A 24,025-nucleotide genomic window follows, 5' to 3' on the forward strand; every position below is an offset into this window, starting at 1 on the left:
CTGCGGCAGGCGCTGCTGTCGCTGTACGCCCGTCAGCCGGCCCCTGCGACCGGCTGGCCTCAAGCCTGCTCGGTGCTGCCGATGAAGTTCGCCAGTTCGGCGGTCTGCGGGTTGGCGAACAATAGCTTCGGATCGCCCACTTCATGCACCTTGCCCTGGTGCATGAACACCAGTTTGTCACCCACTTCCCGGGCAAAGCGCATCTCATGGGTGACCATGATCAGGGTCATGCCGTCCCGGGCCAGCTGGCGCACCACGCTGAGCACTTCATTGACCAGCTCAGGGTCCAGGGCCGAGGTGATTTCATCGCACAGCAGCACCTTGGGCGACATCGCCAAGGCCCGGGCGATCGCCACCCGTTGTTGCTGACCGCCGGACAGGCGATCGGGGAAGGCGTCGAATTTCTCCGCCAGGCCGACCCGGGCCAGCATCTGCCGCGCCAGCTCGGCAGCCCGGGCCTTGGGCACCTTCTGCACCACCTGCGGGGCCAGCATCACGTTCTCGCCCACGCTCAGGTGGGGGAACAGATTGAACTGCTGGAACACCATGCCGACCTTCTGCCGCAGGCTGCGCAGGTCGGCGCGGGCGGCATCCAGGTATTCACCGTCAACCTCGATGACCCCGTCGTTGATCGACTCCAGGCCGTTGAGGGTGCGTAGCAGAGTGCTCTTGCCCGAGCCGCTGCGTCCGATGATCGCCACCACCTGGCCTTCCTCGATGCTCAGGTCGATGCCTTTGAGCACATGGTGGTCGCCGTAGTATTTATGCAGGGCGGAAATTCTAAGCAGAGGCATGCAGTTTCCTTTCCAGGTAGCGGGCACTGAGGGACAGGGGGTAGCACAGCAGGAAGTAACCGAGGGCCACCAGGCCATAGACCATGAAGGGCTCGAAGGTGGCGTTGGCCAGCATGCTGCCGGTCTTGGTCAGCTCGGTGAAACCGATGATCGAGGTCACCGCGGTGCCTTTGACCACTTGCACCGAGAAGCCCACGGTGGGCGCCACGGCGATGCGCAGCGCTTGTGGCAGGATCACGTGGCGCAGCTGTTCATAGGGGCTCAGGGCCAGGCTTGACGAGGCTTCCCACTGGCCATGGGGAATCGACTCGACGCAGCCGCGCCAGATCTCCGCCAGGTAGGCGCTGGTGAACAGGGTCAGGGCGATGGCGGCGGCCAGCCAGGGTGAGATATCCACCCCCAGCAGGGCGATGCCGAAGAACACCAGGAACAGCTGCATCAGCAGCGGTGTGCCCTGGAACAGTTCTATATAGGTGCGGGCGCAGGAGCGGGCCCAGCCCTTGTCGGAGATCCGCAGGGTCATGATCAGCAGGCCGATCAGGCCGCCGCCGATAAAGGCCACCAGGGATAGCAGCAGGGTCCACTGCAGGCCGCTGAGCAGGTTGCGCAGGATGTCCCAGAAACTGAAGTCGCTCATCGGCTGCTCCTCAGGATGTAGCGCTGACCGATCCAGTTCAGCAACTGACGGATCAGCAAGGCCATGCACAGGTAGATCAGGGTGGTCAGGGCGTAGGTTTCAAAGGCGCGGAAATTGCGCGATTGAATGAAGTTGGCGGCGAAGCTCAGTTCCTCGGTGGCGATCTGCGAGCACACCGCAGAGCCCAGCATGACGATGATGATCTGGCTGCACAGGGCCGGCCAGACCTTGCCCAGGGCTGGCAGCAGCACCACGTGGCGAAAGGCTTCGAAACGGCTCATGGCCAGGGCTGCGGCGGCTTCCAGCTGGCCCTTGGGGATTGCCTGGATGCCGGCGCGGATGATTTCCGTGGAATAGGCGCCGAGGTTGATCACCATGGCCAGCACTGCCGCCTGCCACTCGGAAATCTGCAGGCCCAGGGACGGCAGGCCGAAGAAGATGAAGAACAGCTGCACCAGGAACGGGGTATTGCGGATCAGCTCGACGTAGACGCCGAACGCCGCCGCCAGGGGCTGAATCCTCCAGGCCCGCACCAGGGCGCCGATGATCCCCAGGCTGACCCCGAGCAGCGTGCCGATGGTGGTCAGTTCCAGGGTGAACAGCGCGCCGCGCAGCAGCAGGCCGGTGTTTTCCAGCACCGGCAGGAAGTCGAACTGATAAGCCATGCTCTAGCTCCGGGTGGGCGGTCAAAGGTCGGCCGGCAGCGGCTCCTTGAGCCACTGCTGGGAGTTTTTCTCCAGGGCGCCGTCGGCCTTGGCGGCAGTGAGGATCTGGTTGACCTTGTCCAGCAGCTCCGGCTGGTTCTTGTTGACCCCGACGTAGACCGGCGAGTCCTTGAGCTTGATCTTCATCGCCGGGATGCGCTTCGGGTTGCGCTGGCTGATGGCGACCATCACCACGTTGCCGCTGGCGATCAGGTCGACCTGGCCGGCGAGGTAGGCGGCGATGGTCGAGTTGTTGTCCTCGAAGCGCTTGATGGTCGCGCCCTGGGGCGCCACGGCGGTCAGCTCGATGTCTTCGATGGCGCCACGGGTGACGCTGATGGTCTTGCCCTTGAGGTCGTCGAGGCTGGCGATGGCGGCATCGGGCGGGCCGAACACCGCGAGGTAGAAGGGTGCGTAAGCCCGAGAGAAATCGATGACCTTTTCCCGTTCCGGGTTCTTGCCGAGGCTGGAAATCACCAGGTCGACCTTGCCGGTGGTGAGGAACGGAATTCGGTTGGTGCTGTTCACCGGGGTCAGCTCCAGCTTGACCTTGAGCTGTTCGGCCAGCAGGCGGGCGGTGTCGATGTCCAGGCCGCGGGGCTGCATGTCCGGGCCCACCGAACCGAACGGCGGGAAATCCTGGGGCACGGCCACCTTGAGGGTACCGCGGGCCAGCACGTCGTCCAGGGCGCTGGCCTGGGCCGGGGCCTGGCTCAGCAGCAGGCTGGCGAACAGGGCAGAGAGCAGGGCGCAACAGCGTTTGGTCATGGCGAATCTCCGCAGGTCTTGGGAAGTGAATGCTGTGTGGCGACAGAGCACAGGCCATGCCAATACCCGGAAAAGGCCGTGGATACGCGGTTCACCGTGGTTTTTTCGGTCTTACTGGTCTGAACAGTTGGGCGTTTTTTCGCACCTGGATCGAGCATCACCGGACAGCACCGAACCCCTGTGGGGCACGACTTGCCGGGTTCGGCGAATAGCTTTACAAGGGAGCTTTTCCTGCACCGGTCAACCGCCCATCCATGAATTCGATCACCCGTGCCGTACCCGAACTGGCCCTGCAAGCCATTCGCCAATTGATCATCGAACGGGGCTTTGGTCCGGGGGATGCGCTGCCCTCGCAGCGGGAGCTGGCGGTGCAATTGGGGGTCAGTCGGGCGTCGCTGCGCGAGGCTCTGTCATCCTTGAGTGCCCTGGGGATGATCAGCGTGCAGCCGGGCAAGGGGGTGTTCGTCCAGGTGCCTGAAACGGTTCCGGCCGGTGCCGGATTGAGCTGGCCGTTCGCCGCCCAGGCCTCGCCGGTGGATATCTTTCAGTTGCGTTATGCCCTGGAGGGGTTCGCTGCGGGTCTGGCGGCGGTGACCCTGACCGCCGATGAGCTGGATGCCCTGGAAGACAATGTGCAGGCCATGCGCAGTGAGTTGCGGGCCGGGGATTTCGAGGCGGCGGCGCGGCTGGACTTCGAGTTTCACCAGAAGATCCTCCTGGCCAGCGGCAATCAGGCGATGCTGAGTATCCTCAGCGCCAGTGCCGAGATCTTCCTGGAGAGTCAGAAGCTACCGTTCATCCGGCCCGAGCGGGCCATGGAAACCTGGCAGGAGCATCGCAAGATCCTCCGGGCCCTGGTCCGGCATGCTTCCGGAGCGGCGCAAAAGGCCATGCAGGAGCATGTGCGCAATGCTGCCCTGCGCACTGGAATCGCCTTTGTGACCCCCGCGTCTGCCTGAGCTGAGCTATACCCAAACTCATGGGGCACCATAGTGAGAGTCAATCATCTCCGGCTTCCTGAACGCGGGAAGGGCAGATATGATGGGCCACGTTTTTTTGCTTACAACCTGGAGAATTCCATGAGCAGCGATCTTATCAAACACGTCAGCGACGCCAGCTTCGAGACCGACGTACTCAAAGCCGAAGGCGCTGTACTGGTCGACTACTGGGCTGAGTGGTGCGGCCCATGCAAGATGATCGCTCCGGTTCTGGACGAAATTGCTGAAACCTACAAAGGCAAATTGACCGTTGCCAAGCTGAACATCGACGAAAACTCGGAAACCCCGGCCAAGCACGGCGTGCGTGGTATCCCGACTCTGATGCTGTTCAAGAACGGCAATGTCGAGGCCACCAAGGTCGGCGCACTGTCCAAGTCGCAACTGGCCGCTTTCCTCGACGCCAACATCTAAGCGTCGATTTCAGTGCCCTGGAAAAGCCCCGCAAAATGCGGGGCTTTTTCGTGATCGAGGGCTAGACGCTCCGAAACTCAGGTGTTACATTCGGCCCCGCACTGGTTTCTCCAGTGCCCCCTGCAAGCCGTCGCCGACGCTCTCCTTTTCGAATAAGTACGCGATCCTGTCGCCTTCTCCGCGGCGCGGCCTCATTAAGCCAAAAGCTTAATTTCCCCCCTCTATAAATGATTACGTCATTCCTATATGAATCTGACTGAACTCAAGCAAAAGCCGATTACCGAACTGCTCGAATTGGCCGAACAGATGGGCATAGAAAATATGGCCCGTTCGCGCAAGCAGGACGTGATTTTCTCCCTGCTGAAAAAGCACGCGAAAAGCGGTGAGGAAATCTCCGGTGATGGCGTGCTGGAGATCCTCCAGGACGGCTTCGGCTTCCTTCGCTCCTCCGACGCCTCCTACCTGGCCGGCCCGGACGATATCTACGTCTCGCCAAGCCAGATCCGTCGCTTCAACTTGCGCACCGGTGACACCATCGTTGGCAAGATCCGCCCTCCCAAGGAAGGCGAGCGTTACTTCGCGCTGCTCAAGGTCGATACCATCAACTACGACCGTCCCGAGAACGCCAAGAACAAGATTCTGTTCGAAAACCTGACGCCGCTGTTCCCGACCGTGCGCATGAAGATGGAAGCCGGCAACGGTTCCACCGAAGACCTGACCGGCCGTGTCATCGACCTGTGCGCGCCGATCGGCAAGGGCCAGCGCGGTCTGATCGTTGCTCCGCCGAAGGCGGGCAAGACCATCATGCTGCAGAACATTGCGGCGAACATCACGCGTAATAACCCGGAAGTTCATCTGATCGTGCTGTTGATCGACGAGCGTCCGGAAGAAGTAACCGAGATGCAGCGCACCGTGCGTGGCGAAGTGGTTGCTTCCACCTTCGACGAGCCGCCAACCCGTCACGTGCAAGTGGCCGAGATGGTGATCGAGAAGGCCAAGCGCCTGGTCGAGCACAAGAAGGACGTGGTGATCCTGCTGGACTCCATCACCCGTCTGGCCCGTGCCTACAACACCGTGATCCCGAGCTCCGGCAAGGTCCTGACCGGTGGTGTCGATGCCCACGCCCTGGAGAAACCGAAGCGTTTCTTCGGCGCCGCGCGCAACATCGAAGAAGGCGGCTCGCTGACCATCATCGCTACCGCGCTGGTTGAAACCGGCTCGAAGATGGATGAAGTGATCTACGAAGAGTTCAAGGGTACCGGCAACATGGAGCTGCCCCTGGACCGCCGTATTGCCGAGAAACGCGTATTCCCGGCCATCAACATCAACAAGTCCGGCACCCGCCGTGAAGAGCTGCTGACTGCCGATGACGAGCTGCAGCGCATGTGGATCCTGCGCAAGCTGCTGCATCCGATGGATGAAGTCGCTGCCATCGAGTTCCTGGTCGACAAGCTGAAACAGACCAAGACCAACGATGAGTTCTTCCTGTCGATGAAGCGCAAGTAAATCGATCAGGCCAGCAAGAGCCGGGGAAACCCGGCTTTTTGCTATCTGACATTCTCTATTCTGAACCTGTGGGTTCGGCGCTAAACTGCCTGCCCCGAATGCCACGGCGAAAACGAGGCTCACGCATGCAGTATCGCGACTTGCGCGACTTTATCAGCGGCCTGGAACAGCGCTCGGAACTCAAGCGCATCCAGGTCCCGGTGTCCCCAGTGCTGGAAATGACCGAGGTCTGCGATCGCACCTTGCGCGCCAAAGGCCCGGCCCTGCTGTTTGAAAACCCCACCGGTTACGACATTCCCGTGCTCGGCAACCTGTTCGGCACCCCCGAGCGCGTGGCCCTGGGGATGGGCGCCGATGCGGTCAGCGAGCTGCGCGAGATCGGCAAGTTGCTGGCCTTCCTCAAGGAGCCGGAGCCGCCCAAGGGCTTGAAGGACGCCTGGTCCAAGCTGCCGATCTTCCGCAAGATCATTTCCATGGCGCCCAAGGTGGTCAAGGATGCGGTGTGCCAGGAAGTGGTGATCGAAGGCGACGACGTCGACCTCGGCATGCTGCCGGTGCAGACCTGCTGGCCCGGCGATGTCGGCCCGCTGATCACTTGGGGCCTGACGGTGACCAAGGGCCCGAACAAGGACCGGCAGAACCTGGGGATCTATCGCCAGCAGGTGATTGGCCGCAACAAGGTGATCATGCGCTGGTTGAGCCACCGTGGCGGCGCGCTGGATTACCGCGAGTGGTGCGAGAAGCACCCGGGCCAGCCGTTCCCGGTGTCCGTGGCCCTGGGCGCGGACCCGGCAACCATTCTCGGCGCGGTGACCCCAGTGCCGGACAGCCTTTCCGAATACGCCTTCGCCGGCCTGCTGCGGGGCAATCGCACCGAGCTGGTGAAGTGCCGCGGCAACGACCTGCAGGTTCCGGCCTCCGCAGAAATCGTTCTCGAAGGGGTGATTCACCCCGGCGAAATGGCCGATGAAGGTCCGTACGGCGACCACACCGGTTACTACAACGAAGTCGACAGCTTCCCGGTGTTCACCGTGGAGCGCATCACCCATCGCATCAAGCCGATCTACCACAGCACCTACACCGGGCGGCCACCGGATGAGCCGGCGATCCTCGGCGTGGCGCTGAACGAAGTGTTCGTGCCGATCCTGCAGAAGCAGTTCCCGGAGATCACCGACTTCTACCTGCCACCCGAGGGCTGCTCCTACCGCATGGCGGTGGTGACCATGAAGAAGCAGTACCCGGGGCACGCCAAGCGCGTGATGCTGGGTGTCTGGTCGTTTTTGCGACAGTTCATGTACACCAAGTTCGTTATCGTCACCGACGACGATATCAATGCCCGGGACTGGAACGATGTGATCTGGGCCATCACCACGCGCATGGACCCCAAGCGCGACACGGTGATGATCGACAATACCCCGATCGACTACCTCGACTTCGCCTCGCCGGTATCCGGCCTGGGTTCGAAGATGGGGCTCGACGCCACTCACAAGTGGCCCGGAGAAACCACCCGAGAGTGGGGCCGGGTCATCGTCAAGGATGAGGCGGTCACCCGCCGGATCGATGCCATCTGGAATCAGTTAGGAATAGATTGATGCGTGTAACCTTGCAGCCCTCCGGAGCGGTGCTTGAGACGCTGCCCGGCGAGCGGATTCTCGATGCGGCGCGGCGCCTGGGCTATGAATGCCCGCAAAGCTGTCGCAATGGCAACTGCCATGTGTGTGCGGCGCTGCTGGTGGAAGGCAGCGTGCAGCAAGCCGGCGATGTGCGTGATCACGGCGAGTTCTACACTTGCATTGCAGAGCCGCTGGAAGACTGCATCGTGCTGTGGGATGGCGTCCTTGCGCTGGGAGAGTTGCCGGTGCGCAGCCTGTCGTGTCAGCTCACTGAATGCCTGGAAGTCGGCGGCGATGTCTGGCGGGTCAGGCTGCGGGCTCCGGCCGGCAAGCCACCCCGCTATCACGCCGGCCAGTACCTGATGCTGGAACGCGATAACGGCGAGAAGTCGGCGTTCTCCCTGGCTTCGGCGCCCCATTGCGGGCGGGACCTGGAGTTGCACGTGCTGGTGCGCGAAAACAGTGCGCAAAGCCTGATGCAGCAGCTGCAACGCGAGCGCATGGCGCGGGTCGAGATGCCGTTCGGCGATACCCACCTGGCCGAGCTGCCGGACGGTCCGCTGGTGCTGATCGCCGCCGGGACCGGCATGGCGCAGATGCACAGCCTGATCGAGCACTGCCGGGCCAAGGGCTTCAAGCACCCGGTGCATCTGTATTGGGGCGTGCGTCGGCCAGAGGACTTCTACCAGCTGGAACACTGGGATGAATGGCAGCAGTTGCCCAACCTGTACCTGCACAAGGTGGTCAGCGACCTGTGCGGCTGGGAGGGACGCTGCGGCATGCTGCACGAGGCGGTGTGCGAGGACATCACCGATCTGTCGGCAGTACACGTCTATGCCAGCGGCTCGCCGGCCATGATCTACGCCACCCTGGACGCGCTGGTGAATGCCGGGATGGACGCTCATCAGATGCGGGCCGACGTGTTCGCCTACGCTCCGCGCCCCTGACGGCATCTGGTCGGGGCTGTCCGTTATAACTCTGTATATAGCCCATCGGTATTTATCTAATTAGATAAATACCGGTAGGTTATATATAAGCCTTCAACTTGAGTGCTGCTCTAGTGGCACTTAACTTGCCTTGAAACTTATGTGTCTTGTAGTTACTTCCAGGCGTTCTATTAAGTAACTTCTTTTACGCGGGGAGCCGAACGCTATTCGCCATGACAGCCCTTGAATCCAGTTATCTGAATCTGGCTTACCCTCCGCGGCTCGATCTGGGGCCGCAGCTGACCCACGAACAACTTCGCAGTTCCATGCAATCCACCATGGCCCGGCACAAGGGTGGTCCGGTCTGGTTGTTTGCCTACGGTTCATTGATCTGGCGCCCGGAGTGTTCGGCGGTCGAGCGCATGCGCGGACGGGTGCATGGCTATCATCGCGGTCTGTATCTGTGGTCACACGAGCATCGCGGCACGCCGGAAATGCCGGGCCTGGTGTTCGGCCTGGATCGTGGCGGCTCCTGCAGCGGCTTCGCCTACCGGCTGCCGGAGGAGCATCTGGACGCCTCGTTGTATGCCCTGTGGCAACGTGAAATGCCTTATCCCTCTTACCGTCCGCACTGGCTCAACTGCCGTCTTGAGGATGGTAGCCAGGTCCAGGCCCTGGGATTCGTGCTGGAGCGGCACCTGCCCAGCTATGCCGGCAATCTGCCGGATCATGTGCTGAGCCAGGTGTTCGAGAGCGCTTGCGGGCGTTATGGCACCACCCGCGATTATGTCGAGCAGACGGTTCAGGCTCTGCGCAGCCATGCCATGCCGGATCGCAATCTGGAGGCGCGGCTCAAGCGCTGCAAGTCTTCAGGGGCCGTGGCTTCGGCTTGAGCCGGCTCAACTGCCGTCGCCCGGCAGCAGGTGCTCCTGGATCTTCTGGCTGTGGGCCTTACGCAGCTTTCCGTGGTCGTCGAAGCGCAGCACTATCAGCCAGTCGTACACCGATTCCGGCCAGGACTTGGCTCCTACCAGGGCTTGGGCGTCGCCGCCAAAAGCATTGATCAGTTGAAAGATCTTGCCGTGGTGCCAGGCAATCAGCAGCACCTGGGCCTGATTGTCCTTGCTCAGGGATTTGACCAGCTTGTCCACCTGCTTGTCGGCATAGGGCTGCTCGATACCGAGCTTCAGTCGCTGGGCCAAGGGTTCCAGGGTCAGCCGTGGCCGCGCGCTGTCGGGCGTATCGCTGGTGGCGATCAGGCGCTGAGGCACCAGGCTCTGGCCGTCCAGTTGCAACGGGTCAAAATACCTGGCGTAGGCTTGGGCACGCTCTTCACCCCTTGGGCTCAGGCCGCTGCCCTGGTCCGGTTTCTCGGCGTGGCGGACAATCAGTACCGTGGCGTTGCGCAGCCCATTGGCATCGGCCTGAGCCGGCGCCTGGGCGCCGATGATCAGTCCGGGCAGGGCCAGCAGCCCCAGTAACAGTTTGCGTAGCATCGTGCTCATCATTCGTCCTCGGGTTGGCAAGGGATTCGCCGCAGCGGTGCGGCGAGCCTGTCCATCAGTGAAGACGAAAATCCCCGGGACAACAGGGCCCGAAGCATTATTCCGGGGCCGCCACAGGCTCAGCGGACTTGCACCACCACCTTGCCCACCGCCTTGCGCTGTCCCAGATCATCGATGGCCCGGGCAGCTGCCGTCAGAGGATAGACCTGGGATACCAGCGGCTTGAGCTTGCCCGCGGCGAACCAGCCGAACAGCTGCTGGAAGTTCGCCACGTTGTCCTGAGGCTGGCGCTGAGCGAAGGAGCCCCAGAACACGCCCACCACCGCCGCGCCCTTGAGCAGTGCCAGGTTCACTGGCAATTCGGGAATGCGTCCGCTGGCAAAGCCCACCACCAGCAGGCGGCCATTCCAGGCGATGGAGCGCACGGCCTGATCGAACAGGTCGCCGCCCACCGGGTCGTAGATCACGTCGGCGCCGTTGCCGTCGGTCAGGCGCTTGACCTCGTCCTTCAGGTTGCTTTCGCTGTAGTTGATCAGTTCATCAGCGCCGGCGGCCTTGGCCACGGCGAGCTTTTGCGCGCTGCTGGCGGCGGCGATCACCCGGGCGCCCATGGCCTTGCCGATTTCCACCGCCGCCAGTCCGACTCCGCCCGAGGCGCCGAGCACCAACAGGGTTTCACCGGGCTGCAGGTTGCCGCGCTGCTTGAGGGCATGCATCGAGGTGCCGTAGGTCATGCTGAAAGCGGCGGCGGTGTTGAAGTCCATGGCCGCGGGAATCGGCAGCACGTTGTAGCCCGGCACCGCCACCTGTTCGGCAAAGCTGCCCCAGCCGGTCAGGGCCATGACCCGCTCACCGACCTTGAGATGGCTGATCTTCTCGCCCACCGCACTGACGATCCCGGCCGCTTCGCCACCCGGGGAGAAGGGGAAGGGTGGCTTGAACTGGTATTTGCCCTCGATGATCAGGGTATCCGGAAAATTCACCCCAGCGGCATGCACGTCCAGGAGGATCTCGTTCTTCTTCGGCACGGGACTTGCGACCTCTTCCAGCACCAGTGTTTCGGCGGGGCCGAAGGCTTTGCACAGCACGGCTTTCATCAGGGCTATTCCTTTGGGGTTGGTGGCCGATAAGTGTAGGAGTGTGAATCAGGCGGTCAACGAGCATGCCCAGCCCTGATGGGCAGCCATAAGCTTGTGCTTGGGCTCAGGCGGGCGGGCCTTTATGCTAGGCCGCAAACCGGATTAAGGAGCGAATTGTGAAAGCGTGGATCATGTTGCTGCTGGCCCTCTCCCTGCCCATGGCAGCCGGGGCTGAAGAGGCCAAAGAAGGCGAAGCACCGAAAGTCAGCTACATCAGCCTGAGCCCGCCCTTTGTCGGCAACTACGGCCTGGATGGCGGCCCCAAGCTCAAGGTCTACAAGGCCGATGTGGCCCTGCGAGTGACTGGCGATGCCTCGGCCCAGGCGGTCAAGGCCAATGAGCCGCTGATTCGCAATCAGCTGGTGGCGCTGTTTGCCCAGCAGACCACCGAGACCATGAACAACGTCGAGGCCAAGGAAAAGCTGCGCCAGGAAGCCCTCAAGCAGGTGCAACAGGTGATGAACGATGAAACCGGCAAGCCGGTGGTGGAAGACCTGTTGTTCAACAACCTGATCATCCAATAGGCCTGCCCGCTGTAGGAGCCGGTTTGCCAGCGAAGACGTCCGAGAGGGCGATACAGGGCTGAGGCCCCTTCGCCGGCAAGCCGGCTCCTACAAGGCGTGGCTCACGAGGCCAGGCTCTTGCGAAAGCGCGCCAGGGCAATGGTGAAGAACAACAGGCCGATCGTCGCCAGCGCCAGCAGGTCGGGCCAGACCACACTGACTCCCGCATCACGAAACAGGATCGCCGCGCTGAGGCTGACGAAGTGCGTGGATGGCGAGCCCTGCATCACCCACTGCAGCCACTGCGGCATGCTGTCCAACGGTGTGCTGCCGCCGGACAGCAGCAGCATCGGAATGATCACCGGGATCGCCAGCAGGCCGAATTGCGGGGTCGAACGGGCCAGGGTGGCGAGGAAGATTCCCAGGGCGGTGCTGGCGAACAGATACAGCGCCGTGACCATCAGGAACAGCCCCATCGAGCCCGCCAGCGGCACGCCCAGCACGCCCTTGACGATCACTTCCAGTGATATCCAGGTGCACAGCACCACCACCAGCATGTTGCTCCAGACCTTCGCCAGCATGATTTCCAGCGCCGTCAGCGGCAGCACCAGCAGGTGGTCGAGGGTGCCGTGCTCGCGTTCGCGCAGCAGCGCGGTACCGGTGAGGATGATGGCCAGGATGGTGATGTTGTTGACGATCTGGATCACCGCCAGGAACCAGCCGCCTTGCAGATTGGTATTGAACAGGGCACGGGTGGTCAGCAGGGCCGGGGCCTTGCTCGCGGTATCCGCCTGATTGGCATAGTTGAGCAGCTCACGCTGGAAGATCCGACCGATGTAGCCGGCGCCCATGAACGCCTGGCTCATGGCGGTGGCGTCGACGTTGACCTGCACCGCCGGCTGGCGGCCGGCCAGCAGGTCACTCTGGAAGTTGGCGGGAATGTTGATCACGAAGGTGTACTGGCCACTGTCCATGACGTTGTCCAACTGGTCGTAGGGCAGGGCGGCCGGGACCTGGAACTCCGGCGGTTGCAGGGATTCTGCCAACTGTCGCGACAGCGGGCTGTGGTCCTCGTCCACCAGGGCCACGCTGGCATGGTGCACGCCGATGACCGAGCCGGCCGCCGGCAGGTAGATGGCCACGGTGAAGGCGTAGAACAGGAACAGCAGCAGGACGCTGTCGTGGCGCAGGCTGGTGAGCTCCTTGAACCCCAGGCGCAGGATATGGGCGAGCCGGTTCATCAGACCTCCTGCTTTTTCAACATGACCAGGCTGAGCCCGGTGAAGCCAAGGAAGAACCCGATCAGGGCCAGGCATTGAGGCCAGAGCTCACGCAGGTCCAGGGCTTTGGTGAAGGTGCCGACGGCGATGTCGAGGAAGTGCCCGGCGGGGAACAGCTGGCCCATGATCGCCGCCGATCCCTCCAGGGACGAGCGCGGCACGATCAAGCCGGAGAACTGAATGGTCGGCAGGCTGGTGATGATCATGGTGCCGAGGATCGCCGCGATCTGGGTGCGGGTGAAGGCCGAGATCAGCAGGCCCATGCTGGTGGTGGCCAGCACGTAGAGCACCCCGCCCAGGGCCAGGGTCAGGCCGCTGCCCTTGAAGGGCACGCCGAACAACCAGCGGTTCATGGCCACCAGCAAGCCCAGGTTGATCAGGCTCACCGCCAGGTAGGGCGCCTGCTTGCCCAGGAGAAACTCCAGGCGGGTCAGGGGCGTGGCATAGAAGTTGGTGATCGAGCCCAGTTCCTTCTCGCGAACGATACCCAGGGCGGTGAGCATGGCCGGAATGAACGCCAGGATCAGCGCCATGACCCCAGGCCCGATGGCGTTGACGCTGACCACGTCCTGGTTGTAGCGAAAGCGGGTTTCCAGCTTGGCGGCAGGCCTTGAGTTCAGTGCCGGGCTGCTGTGTTCGGCCAGGAGTTCGAGGTTGGCCTGGTGTACCGCCTCGACGTAGTTGCGGCTGGTTTCCGCGCGAAACGGCATGCCGCCGTCCAGCCAGGCGGCCACAGTCGGCTGGCGCCCGGCATACAGATCGCGGCCAAAGCCGGGCGGGATCTCCAGGGCCAGCTTGATCTCCGAACGTTGCAGGCGTCGGTGCAGTTCAGGGGCGCTGCGGATGCTCGGTTTTTCCTCGAAGTAGCGTGAGCCGCGAAAAGCCTCCAGGTAGGCGCGGCTTTGCGGCGTCTGGTCCTGGTCGTAGACGGCGAAGGCGAGCTTTTCCACATCCAGGGAAATGCCGTAGCCAAAGATCACCATCATGAAGATCGCCCCCAGCAGGGCAAAACCCAAGCGCACCTTGTCCCGCAGCAGTTCCTTGCCTTCGCGGGTGGCCACCGCCAGCAGCCGGGCCAGGCTCAGGCCTGAGCGTGGAGGGGCGATGGCGTGGCTGGTGGCTGCCGCCGGAGGCGGCGCTGGCGCTGTATCCGCGGCGCCTTGAGCTTCTTCCAGGCAGCGGACGAAGGCGGCTTCCAGGGTGTCGCCGGCAAACTGCTGTTGCAGCGCCGCGGGCGTGTCACAGGCCAGTACCTTGCCGGCGTGCATCAACGAAATGCGGTCGCAGCGCTGGGCTTCGTTCATGAAGTGAGTGGAGAGGAAGATGGTCACGCCCTGTTCCCGGGACAGTTCGATCAGCAGGCGCCAGAAGTCGTCACGGGCGGCCGGGTCGACCCCGGAAGTGGGCTCGTCGAGGATCAGCACCTCCGGACGGTGCAGCACCGCCACCGCCAGGGACAGGCGCTGGCGCAGGCCCAGGGGCAGGGCGCCGGACTGTTGCTCGGCAATCGCCCCGAGATCGAAGCGCTGGATCAGTTCCTCGATGCGCGGGCTGCTTTCCGCCGGCGGCAAATCGAACAGGCGGGCGTGCAGGTCCAGGTTCTGGCGCACGCTGAGCTCGCCATACAGGGAAAAGCTCTGGGACATGAAGCCGACCCGTTTGCGGGTGGCCAGGTCCTTGGCGTCCACCGGGTTGCCCAGCAGTTTGGCGCTGCCTTCGGTGGCGGGCATCAGCCCGGTGAGGACCTTCATGGTGGTGGTCTTGCCGCAGCCGTTGGAACCGAGGAAACCGAAGATTTCTCCGCGTCCGATGGCGAAGCTGACTTTATTGACCGCGGTGAAGTCGCCAAAGCGCAGGGTCAGTTCGTGGGCCTCGATGGCGATGTCGTGGTTGTCGCCGGAGCGGGGCGGGATGACCAGCGGCTGATTGTCGTGGCCCGTGTCGCCCTGGAAGTGGGTGAAGGCGTCATCCAGCTTGCCGCTGGTCGTCACTTTCGCCAGTTCCTGGCTCAGGCCCTGGGCAATCATCCGGCCTTTGTCGAGCATCAGGCAGTGTTCGAACTGCTCGGCTTCTTCCATGTAGGCGGTGGCCACCAGCAGGGTCAGTTGCGGACGCTGTTGGCGCACGTCTTCCACCAGTTCCCAGAAGCGCCGCCGGGACAGCGGATCGACCCCGGTGGTGGGCTCGTCGAGAATCAGCAGGTCCGGTTCATGGATCAATGCGCAGCACAGGCCGAGTTTCTGTTTCATCCCGCCGGACAGCTTGCCCGCCGGACGCTCGGCAAAGCGCAGCAGGTCGGTGGCCAGCAGCAAGCTGTGCATGCGCTGTTCGCATTCGTCACGGGGCAGGCCGAACAGGGTGGCGAAGAAGCGGATGTTTTCGCTGATGGACAGGTCGGGGTACAGGTTGCCCCCCAGGCCCTGGGGCATGAAGGCGATACGCGGATAAAGACTGCGGCGGTGACGGCGCTGGGAAATCGCCCCGCCGAGCACCTCCAGCTCACCCTGCTGGAGCTTCTTGACCCCGGCGATCAAGCCCAGAAGGCTGGACTTGCCGGCGCCGTCCGGCCCGATCAAACCGCAGCGGGTGCCCGCTGGCAGGTTGAAGCTGATATCGATCAGGGCCTGCTGTGAGCCGTAGCGATGACCAATGCCGCTGGCTTGCAGCGCCAGGCCGCTCATTTCAGGTTAGCCGGCCAGTCCACGGGAGCCGTGCGCACATAACCGGCACCGGGCATTCCCGGCTTGGCCTGGGGCACGGCGGCAGGTTGAGTCAGGCGCACCTTGACCCGAAACACCAGCTTCTGGCGCTCGTCTCGGGTTTCTACTTCTTTGGGGGTGAACTGGGACTTGGCGGCGACGAAGCTGATCTTCGCCGGCAGTGGCTGGTTGGGCAGGGCATCGAGGAGGATTCGAGACTCATCGCCAACGGTCAGGCGACCGGTCACCGAGGCCGGCAGGTAGAGGTTCATGTATTGATCGTTGGGGTCGATCAGCAGCAGCACCCGGCCGCCGGCACCCAGGACTTCGCCGGGCTCGGCCAGGCGCAACTGGATGATGCCGTCGATGGGCGCCCGCAGGCTGCTGTCGTCGATCTCGCTGGTGAGCTGGGCAACTTGGGCCTGGGCGGCGCCGACAGCGGCCTTGACCGCGGCAACCTGGGCTTGGGCTGCCTGTACGGCGGCATTTCCGGTGTTCAACCGAGCCTGTTGTTGATCGATGATCTGCTGGCTGGCGAAGCCGCGGCGGAACAGTTCCTGGGAGCGCTTGAGCTCCTGGTTGGCCAGCAGTTGCTCGCTCTGGCGCAGTTGGACGTTGGCTTCGGCGGCCGACAGATTTTCCCGCGCCCGCAGCACTTCGGCCTCGGCCTGGTTGCGCTGGGCCTCCAGGGTGCGGGTGTCCATGCGGGCCAGCAGTTGTCCCTGGAGCACTTTGTCGCCTTCGTTGACTCGCACTTCCGCCAGGCGTCCGGGGATCTTGCTGGCGATCTGCACCTCGGTGGCCTCGAGACGGCCATTGCCCATGCTCAGGCCTTCCGGCAGGCGATCCTGGAGCGACTTCCAGTAGCCGAAGCCACCAGCGGCGAGTAACAGAATCAAGAGGGAAACAGCGAAAATGCGGGAAGAACGGTGGTTCGTCGACATGAATTCTGCGTCCTGCGGCAATAGCGTCCAAGTCTGACAGAGCCAGGCTCTCGCCCGCTTGATGCTCGTCAAATGAAAGGGGCAAGACTAAACCTATTGTCCGCAGGCTGCATGGCGATCGGGGCAAAAAAGCCGTCACTGCCGCCGCAGCCCGGGTCGGGCCCCGGCGACGAGCAGGATGCTCAGAGCAGGGCGAGGACGGCAGCCCATTGTTCGGCGGTGACTGGCATCACCGACAAGCGGCTGCCCTTTTGCACCAGGGGCATTTCGGCGAGCGCGGTCTGCTGCTTGAGGTAGTCCAGGCGCAGGACCTTGTCGAAAGTTCGCACGTGGGCCACGTCGATTGCGCTCCAGGCATTTTTTTCGGCGCTGGCCTTGGGGTCGAAGTAGTGGCTGTCCGGCTCCAGGGCGGTCGGGTCCGGGTAGGCCGCCTTGATGATCCGGCCGATACCGGCGATGCCGGGCTCCGGGCAGCTGGAGTGATAGAAAAAGAACTCGTCACCGACGGCCATGGTGCGCAGAAAATTGCGCGCCTGATAGTTGCGTACGCCATCCCAACGGGCTTGGCCAAGCTGCTGCAGGCCGAGGATCGAGAGTTCGTCCGGCTCGGATTTCATCAGCCAATAGGCCATGTTTCTTACCCTCCAAAGGGTGATTGGGCAGGTCGTCGGAGGATTTTATGACAAACCGACGGTCGGTTGACGCCAGCGTTTGCGTGTCGGTTCACGTTATCGCAAAATGCCGGGATTTTAAGCTTGACGCTGCTGCACGGCCTGTTATGGAAACCGTTGCTGTCATCGTGTGTGACTTGCCCGAGGGGGGGCAATCGATGAAACGCCAACCGGATTTACTATGGATTTTGGTTATTTTGTTCGGTTTGGGCGTTGTAACTACCGGTTATGCGCAAAGCTTGTGGGCCAACAAGACCGATGCTCCGATCGAGATCGCCCAACAGCCGCAACCCTTCAAGCGCTGAACCTGCCCTGGCGTCGCTGAGCAAGCACGACGTCTATCGGGCGCAGTACCATCCCTGATCCGTCACGCTGCCTTGCAGCGGCACATCCCAGCTGGCCTGATCCAGTCTCGCGACTTTCTGGCACTCATGAGCCAGGCCCAGCAGTGTCGGCTTGCGCCAGCTCTGACGGCGCGCCAGGTACGCCAGGCTGCGGTCGTAGAAGCCACCGCCCATTCCCAGGCGACCTCCCTCTTCATCGAATCCCACCAGGGGCAGGAGCACCAGATCCAGTGCCCAGACCTTGCGCTGGCGTGCGGCGTTGATCCGCGGTTCGAGGATGCGAAAGCGATTGGGACGCAGTTTTTCTCCTGAGCGGATGCGCTGGAACACCATCTTGGTTCGTGGCCAGGCACTGAGCACAGGCAAGTAGGTGGCCTTGCCCCGGCGTTGGGCAGCGCGCAGCAGCAGGCGCGGATCGATTTCGCCATCGGTGGGCAAATACAGGGACAGGTGTCGGGCCCGACGAAACACCGGGTTCTGCGCCAGTTGGCGGTACAGGTCACGGGCGGCCTGGCGTTGCTGGGCTGGCGTGAGGGCGCGACGGGCTTTACGCAGCATGCGTCGAAGTTGCGGGCGGGAAAGCGGCGCAGGTTCGGTCATTGAGGAGGCTATGGAGAGTCGGACATGGCAGAACAGCCTACCCGGAAAAACCAATGCCAGCATGGATAACTGGCATTGGCTGACAATTCAGGCTCCCCGGGCGAACCGCTGTCGACTTAGCCCTTGAACCCGAAAGTTCAAGGCGGAAGATGCAGCAGGCTTTAAGGCTTTCCGTCTAGCGGACATGCACACCAGCCCAACGTGCAACTTCCAGGGTAGTGCGAATCGGCTCAGGGACATCGCCAACTGGCAAGCACCCCAGGGAGTGGCGGGAGTATACCGCAACCGCTGTCAGGAATCAGCTTTGCTTGCGTCCGAATCGGTGGCCAGGACCAGGTCAACACGTTCCAGCAGATCCCGTACCTGTTCGCGAGTGGTGGCGCTGGCCTGCACGTCCGGACGCTCCTGGCGATGCAGCAGGTCGTGGGTGATGTTCAGCGCGGCCATGACCGCGATGCGATCGGCGCCGATGACTTTGCCGCTGCTGCGGATCTCGCGCATCTTGCCGTCCAGGTAACGGGCGGCACTCACCAGATTGCTGCGCTCTTCCTGGGGGCAGATGATCGAATATTCTTTGTCGAGGATCTGCACGGTAACGCTATTGCTTGAACTCATGAGTCTTGCTCCAGGGCCTTGAGGCGCGAAATCATCGATTCGACCTTACGCCGGGCGATTTCGTTTTTTTCAATGAGGTGCGCGCGTTCCTCGCGCCAGGTCTTTTCCTGAGCTAATAAGAGTGCGTTTTGACTCTTTAGTTGCTCGACCCGGGTAATAAGCAGTTCGAGTCTGGCCATCAGTGCGTGCAGGTCGGTGTCTTCCATTGTGTCCCACTGAAGTTGGTCTGATGAGTGGCAACTGGCTGGACAGCGCCTGGGGGGCCTGAGCGGTCCTTGCGCATTCGGTGCTGTCCGGTCGGCAATCTGTCCGTCGCCCAAGGCCCGGCGGACCGCTGTAACGGGGCGCTGGGCGCAACGCGGCGCTGGCAATGAATGATGACACGCCCTACGATACAAGGCCTTCATTCTAGACATTGCGCCGCTTGGCGCCTAGCTGCCCATGCCCATTCAGAATTCCCCGTACAACGCCTTCGCCACCCTGCTCAGCAGCAGTGGCCATCCTGTTTCTCCTGCCGAATTGCACGGCCTGTTGCTGGGCCGCAGTTGCGCCGGCGCCGGGTTCGAGGTCGATGGCTGGCTGGTGGACGCCGCCGAGCTGCTCGAAGGCGAGCCGCAAGACAACGTGCGCAACGCCTTGATCGGCCTGCAGGAGATGGTCAAGGGCGAACTCACCAGCGACGACATGACCGTGGTCCTGCTGCTGCCCAGCGACGACGCTCCCCTGACCGAGCGTGCCGCGGCCCTGGGCCAGTGGTGCCAGGGCTTCCTCGCCGGTTTCGGCCTCAACTCCCGTGACAGCAGCGCTCTGAGCGCCGAGGCCACTGAAGTGTTGCAGGACCTTGCGGCCATCGCCCAGGTCCAGGATGCGCTGGAAGAGTCCGACGACGGTGAAAGCGACTACATGGAAGTGATGGAGTACCTGCGGGTCGCGCCGTTGCTGCTGTTCACCGAAACCAACAAGACCGTTGCACCGGCTGCCAAGCCTTCTCTGCACTGATCGACAGGGAACTGCATCTGCCCATGATTCATATCCCTAAAACGGAATACAGTCGTCGCCGCAAGGCGCTCATGGCGCAGATGGAGCCCAACAGCATTGCGATCCTGCCGGCGGCAGCCGTGGCCATTCGCAACCGCGATGTGGAGCATGTCTACCGCCAGGACAGTGATTTTCAGTACCTCAGCGGCTTCCCCGAACCCCAGGCCGTGATTGTGCTCATGCCCGGTCGCGAGCATGGCGAGTACGTGCTGTTCTGCCGCGAGCGCAATGCCGAGCGCGAGCTCTGGGATGGCCTGCGGGCAGGCCAGGAAGGCGCGATCCGCGACCACGGCGCGGACGATGCGTTTCCCATCACCGACATCGACGACATTCTCCCGGGCCTGATCGAAGGTCGTGACCGGGTCTATTCGGCCATGGGCAGCAACCCCGAGTTCGATCGTCACCTGATGGAATGGATCAACGTGATCCGCTCCAAAGCGCACCTTGGCGCCCAGCCGCCGAACGAATTCGTTGCCCTGGATCATCTGCTGCACGACATGCGCCTGTATAAATCGGCGGCGGAAGTGAAGGTGATGCGCGAAGCCGCACGGATTTCCGCCCAGGCCCATATCCGGGCCATGCAGGCCAGTCGCCCCGGGCTGCACGAGTTCAGTCTGGAGGCCGAACTGGATTACGAGTTCCGCAAGGGCGGGGCGAAGATGCCGGCTTATGGTTCCATCGTCGCGGCGGGGCGCAACAGTTGCATCCTGCACTACCAACAGAATGACGCCCTGCTCAAGGATGGCGATCTGGTGCTGATCGACGCCGGTTGTGAAATCGACTGCTACGCCAGCGATATCACCCGGACCTGGCCGGTCAACGGCACGTTCTCGCCCGAGCAGAAGGCGATCTATGAACTGGTGCTGGCAGCCCAGGAAGCGGCGTTTGCCGAGATCGCCCCGAACAAGCACTGGAACCAGGCCCACGAGGCGACGGTTCGGGTCATCACCGCCGGCCTGGTGAAGTTGGGCCTGCTGGAAGGCGCGGTCGATGAGCTGATTGCCAGCGAGGCCTACAAAGCGTTCTACATGCACCGCGCCGGACACTGGCTGGGCATGGATGTACACGATGTCGGCGAGTACAAGGTCGGCGGCGAGTGGCGGGTGTTGGAGGTTGGCATGGCGCTGACCGTGGAGCCGGGCATCTATATCTCCCCGGACAACCAGCAGGTGGCTAAGAAGTGGCGCGGCATTGGCGTGCGCATCGAGGACGACGTGGTAGTAACCAAGCAGGGCTGTGAAATTCTGACGGGCGGCGTACCGAAGAGCGTCGCCGAGATCGAGGCGTTGATGGCCGCAGCACGGGTCCAGGCGTCATGAGCCGGGTCAATCTGGCCATCATCGGTGGCGGCCTGGTCGGCGCCAGCCTGGCCCTGGCCCTGCAGGCCGGAGCCAAGGCCCGGGGCTGGAAGATCGTGCTGATCGAGCCGTTCGCCCCCGGCGACAGCTTCCAGCCCAGCTACGATGCTCGCTCCTCGGCGCTGTCCTTCGGCGCCCGGCAAATCTCCCAGCGCCTGGGCCTGTGGCAGGCGATTTCCCGGCGGGCCGAGCCGATCAAACAGATTCATGTGTCCGATCGCGGGCGCTTCTCCACGGCGCGCTTGTCGGCCATGGAAGAAGGCGTACCGGCCCTGGGCTATGTGGTGGAAAACGCCTGGCTCGGCCAATGCCTGTGGCAGGGCCTGGACAAGGACGTGATCAGTTGGCGCTGCCCGGCGGAAGTCACCCGCCTGGAGCCTCTGGAAGGCGGCTATCGGCTGACCCTGAATGACGAAACCACCCTGGAATGCGATCTGGCGGTGCTTGCCGATGGCGGTCGTTCCGGCTTGCGCGAACAGCTGGGGATCGGGGTCAGGAATCGCCCTTACAACCAGAGTGCGCTGATTGCCAACATCACCCCCAGCGAAGCTCACAACGGCATGGCCTTCGAGCGCTTCACCGACGATGGCCCGATGGCGCTGCTGCCCTTGCCGGACAACCGCTGCGCGCTGATCTGGACGCGCCAGGGCATGGACGCCCAGCGTCTGGCCGATCTGGACGAGCGCAGTTTCCTCAGCGAACTGCAGGGCGTGTTCGGTTATCGCCTGGGCACCCTGAAACAAGTGGGGGCGCGGCATCTGTATCCGCTGTCCCTGGTGGAGGCCGAAGAACAGGTCCGCCCGCATCTGGTGGTGCTGGGCAACGCCGCCCACAGCCTTCACCCGATTGCCGGCCAGGGCTTCAACCTGTCGCTGCGTGACGCCCAGGCCCTGGCGGATGCCTTGCTGGCCAGCGAGCAGTTGCCGGGGGATTTTGCCGTGCTGCAGGCCTATCGCGAGCGCCAGCGCCTGGATCAGAGCCTGACCGTGGGGTTCTCCGACCAGGTCACCCGACTGTTTGGCAGCAAGCTGCCGCTGCTGTCGGTGGGCCGCAATCTCGGTTTGCTCGGACTGGACCTGCTGCCCCCGGCCAAGCGCTGGTTCGCCCGCCAGGCCATGGGCCTGGGTACTCGTCCGGATGCGTGAGTGGCTGACCCGACGGTTCGGCAAGGCCCGCCTGTTGCGCTGCTTGATGAGCCTGTATCCACCCTATCTGGGGGCCGGAGTGCGGGTACGTCGGATCAGCGTGGATTTCCGCGAGGTCGAGGTTCGCATGGGCCTGGGCTGGTACAACCGCAACTATGTCGGCACCCAGTTCGGTGGCAGCCTGTATTCCATGGTGGACCCGTTCTTCATGCTGATGCTGATGGAGAACCTGGGGCGCGACTACATCGTCTGGGACAAGGCGGCAGCCATCGATTTCATCGCCCCGGGCAGGGGACCGGTGTTCGCCCGGTTCAGTCTCGACCCGGCGCTGCTTGACGAGATCCGCCGGCAGACCGCCAGTGGCGAGAAGTACCTGCCGCAGTTGCAGGTCGAGATTCATGACGGCTCCGGCACCCTGGTGGCGCGGGTCGATAAAACCCTTTATGTGCGGCGTAAGCCGCCAGTGAGACAGGCCTAAAGCATGGAAATGCGCGCAGATGTGCTGATTGTCGGAGCCGGAATGGTCGGCAGTGCCTTGGCGTTGGCGTTGCAGGGCAGCGGCCTGGAAGTGCTGCTGCTCGATGGCGGCTCCTTGAGTGTCAAACCCTTCGCCGGCGAGTCAGCGTTCGAACCCCGGGTCAGCGCCTTGTCGGCGGCCAGCCAGCGCATCCTCGAACGCCTGGGCGCCTGGGACGGCATCGTCCGGCGGCGCAGCAGCCCCTACTGCGAGATGCAGGTCTGGGATGGCAGCGGCACCGGGCAGATCCACTTCTCGGCGTCCAGCGTGCATGCCGAGGTGCTGGGGCATATCGTCGAGAACCGGGTGGTGCAGGACGCCCTGCTCGAACGTCTGCACGAATGCGATATCGGCCTGCTGGCCAATGCCCGCCTGGAACAGATGCGCCGCTCCGGCGATGACTGGCTGCTGACCCTGGCCGATGGCCGGGTGTTGCGGGCACCGCTGGTGATCGCCGCCGACGGTGCCAACTCGGCGGTACGCCGCCTCACCGGTTGTGCCACCCGCGAATGGGACTACCTGCACCACGCCATTGTCACCAGCGTGCGCAGCAGCCGGCCTCACCAAATGACCGCCTGGCAGCGCTTCACCGATACCGGCCCGCTGGCCTTCCTGCCGCTGGTGCGGGATGGGCAGCAGGATTGGTGCTCGATTGTCTGGTCCACCACGCCCACTGAAGCCGAGCGCCTGATGGCCCTGGACGACGAGAGCTTCTGCTTTGAGCTGGAGCGCGCCTTCGAAGGCCGTCTAGGCCAGGTGCTCGGTGCCGACCCGCGGCTCTGCGTACCGCTGCGCCAGCGGCACGCCAAGCGCTATGTGGCCGAAGGCCTGGCGCTGATTGGCGATGCTGCCCACACCATCCATCCGTTGGCGGGGCAGGGGGTCAACCTGGGCTTCCTTGATGCCGCGGTACTGGCCGAAGTGCTGCTGCAAGCGGCCGGTCGTGGCGAGCGCCTGGCCGAGGTCAAGGTCCTCAGTCGTTTCGAGCGCCGGCGCATGCCTCACAACCTGGCGCTGATGGCGGCCATGGAAGGCTTCGAACGGTTGTTCCAGGCCGATCCGCTGCCACTGCGCTGGCTGCGCAACACCGGCCTCAAGGTGATCGAGCAGATGCCCGAGGCCAAGGCGGTCTTCGTGCGCCAGGCCCTGGGCCTGAGCGGCGATCTCCCTGAGCTGGCCAGAGCCTAGGAGCCGGTTCGCCGGCGAAACGTGCTGAAGAGCGGCCCCACGCAACATCTGGTAACGCCTCGGCGCCGGGTTCGGTTGAGCTAGCAAATGGGACTCCTTATCATTTCGCCTCATTTCGAAAT

The 24,025-nt window shown here is 63.2% G+C and carries 26 protein-coding genes and 1 other RNA gene; 13 read left to right on the forward strand and 14 right to left on the reverse strand.

Annotated features, from left to right (window positions below):
- Nucleotides 1–59: 59 nt before the first annotated feature.
- The 4 genes from DNK59_RS24685 to DNK59_RS24700 are packed head-to-tail and all read right to left on the reverse strand — an operon-like array spanning nt 60 to nt 2,903.
- Complete coding sequence (locus DNK59_RS24685; protein ID WP_092317438.1) at nt 60–794, reverse strand: amino acid ABC transporter ATP-binding protein; 735 nt, start codon at nt 792–794, stop codon at nt 60–62.
- A complete protein-coding gene (locus DNK59_RS24690; RefSeq protein ID WP_110724943.1) occupies nt 781–1,431 on the reverse strand; it encodes an amino acid ABC transporter permease in 651 nt (216 codons plus the stop codon). Before DNK59_RS24690 ends, DNK59_RS24685 begins: the two co-directional genes overlap by 14 nt.
- Entirely contained in the window at nt 1,428–2,096 is a 669-nt protein-coding gene (locus tag DNK59_RS24695) for an amino acid ABC transporter permease (protein ID WP_110724944.1), read from the reverse strand. The genes DNK59_RS24690 and DNK59_RS24695 overlap by 4 nt, the downstream gene beginning before the upstream one ends.
- Nucleotides 2,097–2,117: 21 nt before the next feature.
- On the reverse strand, nt 2,118–2,903 hold the full coding sequence (locus DNK59_RS24700) for a transporter substrate-binding domain-containing protein (protein ID WP_110724945.1): 786 nt from the start codon (nt 2,901–2,903) through the stop codon (nt 2,118–2,120).
- Nucleotides 2,904–3,157: 254 nt separating this feature from the next.
- Here DNK59_RS24700 and DNK59_RS24705 point away from each other — a divergent pair, with 254 nt between their 5' ends.
- The 6 genes from DNK59_RS24705 to DNK59_RS24730 all read left to right on the forward strand — a co-directional run bounded on the left by DNK59_RS24705 (nt 3,158) and on the right by DNK59_RS24730 (nt 9,250).
- Nucleotides 3,158–3,862, forward strand: a complete 705-nt coding sequence (locus DNK59_RS24705; protein WP_092317432.1) for a FadR/GntR family transcriptional regulator — start codon at nt 3,158–3,160, stop codon at nt 3,860–3,862.
- A 120-nt stretch (nt 3,863–3,982) separates the two neighbouring features.
- Nucleotides 3,983–4,312 carry a thioredoxin TrxA gene (gene trxA, locus DNK59_RS24710; protein WP_060841651.1) on the forward strand — a complete coding sequence of 110 codons (330 nt, stop codon included), beginning with the start codon at nt 3,983–3,985 and terminating at the stop codon, nt 4,310–4,312.
- Nucleotides 4,313–4,558: 246 nt separating this feature from the next.
- The gene (gene rho / locus DNK59_RS24715; protein WP_016967176.1) at nt 4,559–5,818 is read left to right on the forward strand and encodes a transcription termination factor Rho; all 1,260 of its coding nucleotides are present in this window, start codon (nt 4,559–4,561) and stop codon (nt 5,816–5,818) included.
- A gap of 125 nt (nt 5,819–5,943) precedes the next feature.
- Nucleotides 5,944–7,410 (forward strand): 4-hydroxy-3-polyprenylbenzoate decarboxylase, encoded by a 1,467-nt coding sequence (ubiD, locus tag DNK59_RS24720; RefSeq protein WP_092317429.1) that lies wholly within the window; start codon nt 5,944–5,946, stop codon nt 7,408–7,410.
- Entirely contained in the window at nt 7,410–8,378 is a 969-nt protein-coding gene (locus DNK59_RS24725) for a CDP-6-deoxy-delta-3,4-glucoseen reductase (RefSeq protein ID WP_110724946.1), read from the forward strand. Before ubiD ends, DNK59_RS24725 begins: the two co-directional genes overlap by 1 nt.
- Nucleotides 8,379–8,590: 212 nt before the next feature.
- Complete coding sequence (locus DNK59_RS24730) at nt 8,591–9,250, forward strand: gamma-glutamylcyclotransferase (protein WP_092317423.1); 660 nt, start codon at nt 8,591–8,593, stop codon at nt 9,248–9,250.
- Between the two features lie 6 nt (nt 9,251–9,256).
- On the opposite strand, the gene DNK59_RS24735 is transcribed toward DNK59_RS24730, so the two are convergent.
- Together DNK59_RS24735 and DNK59_RS24740 are read right to left on the reverse strand one after the other, a co-directional pair.
- On the reverse strand, nt 9,257–9,862 hold the full coding sequence (locus tag DNK59_RS24735) for a flagellar basal body-associated protein FliL (protein ID WP_110724947.1): 606 nt from the start codon (nt 9,860–9,862) through the stop codon (nt 9,257–9,259).
- Between the two features lie 119 nt (nt 9,863–9,981).
- Nucleotides 9,982–10,959, reverse strand: coding sequence for an NADPH:quinone oxidoreductase family protein (locus DNK59_RS24740; RefSeq protein WP_110724948.1), 978 nt, complete (start codon nt 10,957–10,959; stop codon nt 9,982–9,984).
- Between the two features lie 158 nt (nt 10,960–11,117).
- Here DNK59_RS24740 and DNK59_RS24745 point away from each other — a divergent pair, with 158 nt between their 5' ends.
- On the forward strand, nt 11,118–11,525 hold the full coding sequence (locus tag DNK59_RS24745; RefSeq protein ID WP_016967181.1) for a flagellar basal body-associated protein FliL: 408 nt from the start codon (nt 11,118–11,120) through the stop codon (nt 11,523–11,525).
- 101 nt (nt 11,526–11,626) lie between these two features.
- Here DNK59_RS24745 and DNK59_RS24750 read toward each other — a convergent pair whose 3' ends face one another.
- The 4 genes from DNK59_RS24750 to DNK59_RS24765 form a co-directional block, all read right to left on the reverse strand.
- Nucleotides 11,627–12,745: an ABC transporter permease gene (locus DNK59_RS24750; protein ID WP_110724949.1), complete on the reverse strand. Its 1,119-nt coding sequence runs from the start codon at nt 12,743–12,745 to the stop codon at nt 11,627–11,629.
- Nucleotides 12,745–15,465, reverse strand: coding sequence for a ribosome-associated ATPase/putative transporter RbbA (rbbA, locus tag DNK59_RS24755; protein ID WP_110724950.1), 2,721 nt, complete (start codon nt 15,463–15,465; stop codon nt 12,745–12,747). Before rbbA ends, DNK59_RS24750 begins: the two co-directional genes overlap by 1 nt.
- Nucleotides 15,462–16,427 (reverse strand): HlyD family secretion protein, encoded by a 966-nt coding sequence (locus tag DNK59_RS24760; RefSeq protein WP_110724951.1) that lies wholly within the window; start codon nt 16,425–16,427, stop codon nt 15,462–15,464. Before DNK59_RS24760 ends, rbbA begins: the two co-directional genes overlap by 4 nt.
- Nucleotides 16,428–16,609: 182 nt before the next feature.
- The gene (locus DNK59_RS24765; protein ID WP_110724952.1) at nt 16,610–17,059 is read right to left on the reverse strand and encodes an EVE domain-containing protein; all 450 of its coding nucleotides are present in this window, start codon (nt 17,057–17,059) and stop codon (nt 16,610–16,612) included.
- Nucleotides 17,060–17,256: 197 nt separating this feature from the next.
- Between DNK59_RS24765 and DNK59_RS31955 the strand changes: the two genes are divergently transcribed.
- Complete coding sequence (locus tag DNK59_RS31955; protein ID WP_085984450.1) at nt 17,257–17,403, forward strand: hypothetical protein; 147 nt, start codon at nt 17,257–17,259, stop codon at nt 17,401–17,403.
- 33 nt (nt 17,404–17,436) lie between these two features.
- On the opposite strand, the gene DNK59_RS24775 is transcribed toward DNK59_RS31955, so the two are convergent.
- From DNK59_RS24775 to DNK59_RS24790, 4 genes are all read right to left on the reverse strand, one after another.
- Nucleotides 17,437–18,042, reverse strand: a complete 606-nt coding sequence (locus DNK59_RS24775; RefSeq protein WP_110724953.1) for a 5-formyltetrahydrofolate cyclo-ligase — start codon at nt 18,040–18,042, stop codon at nt 17,437–17,439.
- Nucleotides 18,043–18,131: 89 nt separating this feature from the next.
- Nucleotides 18,132–18,310, reverse strand: a non-coding RNA gene (gene ssrS / locus DNK59_RS24780) — 6S RNA.
- A 23-nt stretch (nt 18,311–18,333) separates the two neighbouring features.
- The gene (locus tag DNK59_RS24785) at nt 18,334–18,657 is read right to left on the reverse strand and encodes a cell division protein ZapA (RefSeq protein WP_016962902.1); all 324 of its coding nucleotides are present in this window, start codon (nt 18,655–18,657) and stop codon (nt 18,334–18,336) included.
- Entirely contained in the window at nt 18,654–18,863 is a 210-nt protein-coding gene (locus tag DNK59_RS24790) for a TIGR02449 family protein (protein WP_011064144.1), read from the reverse strand. Before DNK59_RS24790 ends, DNK59_RS24785 begins: the two co-directional genes overlap by 4 nt.
- Before the next feature lie 235 nt (nt 18,864–19,098).
- Between DNK59_RS24790 and DNK59_RS24795 the strand changes: the two genes are divergently transcribed.
- From DNK59_RS24795 to DNK59_RS24815, 5 genes are read left to right on the forward strand one after another with little or no spacing between them, the layout of a single operon-like run.
- Complete coding sequence (locus DNK59_RS24795; protein WP_016962903.1) at nt 19,099–19,656, forward strand: YecA family protein; 558 nt, start codon at nt 19,099–19,101, stop codon at nt 19,654–19,656.
- A gap of 23 nt (nt 19,657–19,679) precedes the next feature.
- Nucleotides 19,680–21,014, forward strand: coding sequence for a Xaa-Pro aminopeptidase (pepP, locus tag DNK59_RS24800; protein WP_110724954.1), 1,335 nt, complete (start codon nt 19,680–19,682; stop codon nt 21,012–21,014).
- Nucleotides 21,011–22,198, forward strand: coding sequence for a 2-octaprenyl-6-methoxyphenyl hydroxylase (ubiH, locus tag DNK59_RS24805; protein WP_110724955.1), 1,188 nt, complete (start codon nt 21,011–21,013; stop codon nt 22,196–22,198). The genes pepP and ubiH overlap by 4 nt, the downstream gene beginning before the upstream one ends.
- Nucleotides 22,191–22,676, forward strand: a complete 486-nt coding sequence (locus tag DNK59_RS24810; RefSeq protein ID WP_110724956.1) for a DUF4442 domain-containing protein — start codon at nt 22,191–22,193, stop codon at nt 22,674–22,676. Before ubiH ends, DNK59_RS24810 begins: the two co-directional genes overlap by 8 nt.
- Before the next feature lie 9 nt (nt 22,677–22,685).
- Complete coding sequence (locus DNK59_RS24815; protein ID WP_177431300.1) at nt 22,686–23,903, forward strand: 2-octaprenyl-3-methyl-6-methoxy-1,4-benzoquinol hydroxylase; 1,218 nt, start codon at nt 22,686–22,688, stop codon at nt 23,901–23,903.
- The last annotated feature ends 122 nt before the right edge of the window (nt 23,904–24,025 follow it).

Source organism: Pseudomonas sp. TKO26 (assembly GCF_003225665.1).
In the GTDB taxonomy this organism is placed as follows: Bacteria; Pseudomonadota; Gammaproteobacteria; order Pseudomonadales; family Pseudomonadaceae; genus Aquipseudomonas; species Aquipseudomonas saponiphila.